The organism is Rhizobium sp. P1_E1, from assembly GCF_056406015.1.
The window spans coordinates 1-3,613 of record NZ_JBFUAY010000336.1; the positions used below are offsets into that span (position 1 = coordinate 1).

Sequence of the window (3,613 nt, forward strand, 5' to 3'; positions counted from 1 at the left end):
GTGCTGCCTTGCAGAAGCCCCATGGGCGCGAATTCCGCGATTGGCTCATTGCTATTTCCCGTCAGCAGGCTTCGGCATCGGCTCCTGCTGCATAATTTCTCAAATCGGAATCGATTTGAGAAATTATGCATCGATTCAAAAATGTTACAGCGTCCTTTGCGCGTCAGAAAGGACGCGCGGCGCTGTACGTCAACACTTTAGAAAAACTAAAACGGAACTCAGCTACGCGATATTGATGAAAATTTGCGCCTGGCGATAATTTGCGCAGTCGCCTTCAAGGGGACGGCGTGGCGGACAATGGCAGGAGAACTCAATGGCGCGGACCGACAAGATGAAACTCGGGACTTTCGTCTATACGTTCGGCTTTCATCCGGCCTCCTGGCTGCATCCGGCAAGCGACGTCAATGGCGCCAACGACTTCGCTCATCTGCTCGATGTCGCCAAGCGATCCGAGGCGGCCAAATTCGATTTCATGTTCATGGCGGATTCTCCTGCCGCCGCCGTCGGCGATCCGAATGCGCTTGCCCGAATTCCGACCAAGATGAACCGCTTCGAACCCCTCTCGCTGCTCTCGGCTCTGGCGGTCACCACCAACGATCTCGGTCTCGTGGCGACGGTCTCAACGAGTTATTACGAGCCATACAATGTCGCGCGTCTGTTCGCCTCGATCGACCATCTGAGCAAGGGGCGTGTCTGCTGGAATGTCGTCACTTCCGATCACGACGAAACCGGCTACAACTTCAACCGCGAGGGGCTCGACCCGCATGCGCTGCGCTACGAGCGCGGCAACGAATTCGTCGATGTCGTGTTCGGCCTCTGGGACAGCTTCGAGGATGGCGCACTGCTTCTCGACCGTGAAAACGGTGTCTACTATGACAAAGACAAGCACCATACGCTCAACCACAAAGGCAAGCACTTCCAGGTTCGCGGGCCCCTCAACATCGCGCGAACGCCCCAGGGTCGTCCTGTCATCGCCCAGGCGGGCGGTTCGGAACCCGGAATGGACATGGCGGCACGCACGGCGGAGATCGTCTTCAGCCTCGCATCGAATATCGACCGAAACCGTGCCTTCTACGACAACGTCAAGCGCCGGATGCCGGCCCATGGACGCGATCCGGACGACCTGAAAATCATGCCGGGTATCGTGATCAACGTCGGTGAAACAGAAGCCGAGGCAAAGGCGAAGGTCGACTATCTGATCGACAAGATGCATCCGGATGTCGGCCTGCTGATGCTCTCCGAATTTCTGGAGGCGGACCTGCGCGACGTGGCGCTCGACAAGCCTTTCCCCATGGATCGGCTGCCGGCGGCGCCAAAGGGATCACGCGCCCTGTTCGACGAACTGGTCGATTTCGTGAAAAGCGGCCACACCGTCGGCGAACTCATCCGGCACTATGCCGAGAAGCATACCGGAAATGGCATCACAGGCACGCCAGCCCAGATTGCCGACTTCATGGAGGAATGGTTTGAGACGCGTGCCGCCGACGGCTTTATCCTGATGTTCCCCACCTTGCCGTCCAGTCTCGACGACTTCGTGCGGTTGGTCCTGCCCGAGCTTCGGCGCCGCGGGCTATTCCGTGAGGATTACGAGGGCAAGACCTTGCGTGAAAACCTCGGTCTTTCAAGGCCTGTAAACCGCTTTGCCAAAACGAAAGAGCCAGCCCGATGAGTGCCGAGCCTTTGATCAGCGAGGCGGACTTCAAGTTTTCGATGCGTCATCTGGCGGGTGCGGTCAGTGTGATTACGGTCGGCGACGGTAAAGACCGCACCGGCTTCACCGCAACGTCGGTCTCCTCGCTTTCGGCGGAGTTGCCTTCCGTCATCGTCAGTGTCAACCGAGCGTCTTCCTCATGGCCGGCGCTGCAGCAATACGGCTGCTTTTGTGTCAACGTGCTCGCTGCCGACCAGCAGCAGGTGGCGCAATCCTTTGCCGGTCTTGACGGGCGAAAGGGCGCCGAACGCTACGGCAACGCCGGATGGTATCGCCTCAAGACCGGTGCGGCGGTCCTTGAAAATGCCCTGACGGTCCTGGACTGCAAGCTCGAAACCGCATTCCACTACAATTCCCATGCGATTTTGGTCGGACATGTCTGCGCGATTGAAATTCGGCAGGGCATAGGACCGCTGCTTTACTGGCGCGGTGGTTATCACCAACTTCCGGCGGAGGTTGATCGCGGCCTAGCGAAGGCGCTCGGACAATAGCCCAATCGACGCGACATCCGCATTGGCAAAGGCAAGTCTGAGGTAGCGCTCCTGCCCTTCCCCGAAATAGGCTCCGGGCAAACAAACAATGCCGGATTCCTTGGCGAGTTTTTCGGCAACCTCTGAAGACGATCGATCAGCGTAGGGATGGCGGACAAAGGCAAAATAGGCGCCGATCGCGGCGATCTCCCAATCCGGCAACCCGGAAAAGACCAGCCTCAACGCATCCGCGCGGCGAGTGATCTCCAGCTGGTTACCGGCTCGCCACTCGGCGAGCGCCGGGATCGCCGAAGCAACGGCGATCTGAGCCGAACGCGGCGCGCAGATCTGCATATTGTCCATCACCTTGGCGATCTCGGCGATGAGTTTGGGGCCTGCCGTGATTGCACCCAGTCTGTGACCGGGAATGCAGAAGGATTTCGAGAAGCTGTAGAGAAGAACGAGCGTGTCCTCCCAGCCCGGCTCGGAGAGAAGAGAGTGCGGCGGCCCGTAATCTTCGCCAAGAAAATCGCGATAGGTTTCATCGAGGATCAGCCAGGCGCCGTATTTCCGGCAGAGCACAAAAAGCTTGTGAAGCAGGCTGGGTGGATACACGGCTCCGGTGGGATTGTTGGGCGTCACGACGGCAAGTATCTTCGCGCCGGCCGCAAGTGCAGCCTCGGCCGAACTCAGATCGGGAAGAAAGCCGGCGGCGGCGTCGCAATCGACCAATCGACGCCCGATCCCCAGCATCGACAGCGTCGTATCGTGATTGAAATAGAAGGGATTGGTCAGTGCTACGGTATCGCCGGCGCCCGCAAGCGCGATCGCTGCGCACATGAACGCCTGATTGCAGCCGGCGGTAATGTGGATATTACCGGCGGAAAGGTCGGCGCCGTAAAGGTCGGCAACGTGAGCCGCGTAGGTCTTGCGCAACAGAGGTTCGCCCTCGATCGGCCCGTATCCCGTCATCGCCTGTTGTCCGGCCGCCTCGGCAAGAAGCCGAAGCATCTCCGGATGCGCGGGATAGCCGGGCACGGCTTGCGACAAATCGATGAGCGGCCCTTTTTCTCCCTTGTATTCGCGGCTCCAGGCGACGACGGAAGGAATGGGCGGAGCAGAGAGGCGGGCAACGAGCGAGTTGGGTTTTGCAGCGATCATATCGATTTCTCTTTGATACCGATTGCTACAACGATACCAATTGTTTTCTCAACCTCTTTGTCTGACGAGACGGACCTGAAGCGGAGATGCATGCGCATGGTGTGGGACAAAACGCGGCTGGAACAGCTGCGCGCAGAATTTGCAGACGCCAATGGCGGCGAGATATTCGATGAGAAGTTTCGCAAAGTGGCGGAGAAGATCATCTCCAAGAGCGGCACGAGACTGGCGCCATACGCCGGAGTGCCGACCTTCCTCAGCGCACCCTACATGC

The 3,613-nt window shown here is 58.9% G+C and carries 3 protein-coding genes and 1 pseudogene; 3 read left to right on the forward strand and 1 reads right to left on the reverse strand.

Features of this window, described 5'->3' with window-relative positions:
• Nucleotides 1-313 precede the first annotated feature (313 nt).
• Nucleotides 314-1,669 (forward strand): LLM class flavin-dependent oxidoreductase, encoded by a 1,356-nt coding sequence (locus AC1D1Z_RS35170; RefSeq protein WP_130653990.1) that lies wholly within the window; start codon nucleotides 314-316, stop codon nucleotides 1,667-1,669.
• A complete protein-coding gene (locus tag AC1D1Z_RS35175) occupies nucleotides 1,666-2,202 on the forward strand; it encodes a flavin reductase family protein (RefSeq protein ID WP_018449125.1) in 537 nt (178 codons plus the stop codon). Before AC1D1Z_RS35170 ends, AC1D1Z_RS35175 begins: the two co-directional genes overlap by 4 nt.
• On the opposite strand, the gene AC1D1Z_RS35180 is transcribed toward AC1D1Z_RS35175, so the two are convergent.
• Nucleotides 2,179-3,342 (reverse strand): aminotransferase, encoded by a 1,164-nt coding sequence (locus tag AC1D1Z_RS35180; RefSeq protein ID WP_131646999.1) that lies wholly within the window; start codon nucleotides 3,340-3,342, stop codon nucleotides 2,179-2,181. The two genes, AC1D1Z_RS35175 and AC1D1Z_RS35180, sit on opposite strands and share 24 nt — an antisense overlap.
• Here AC1D1Z_RS35180 and AC1D1Z_RS35185 point away from each other — a divergent pair.
• Nucleotides 3,223-3,613: pseudogene (locus AC1D1Z_RS35185) on the forward strand (agmatinase); the annotation flags it as partial. The gene AC1D1Z_RS35180 and the pseudogene AC1D1Z_RS35185 sit on opposite strands and share 120 nt — an antisense overlap.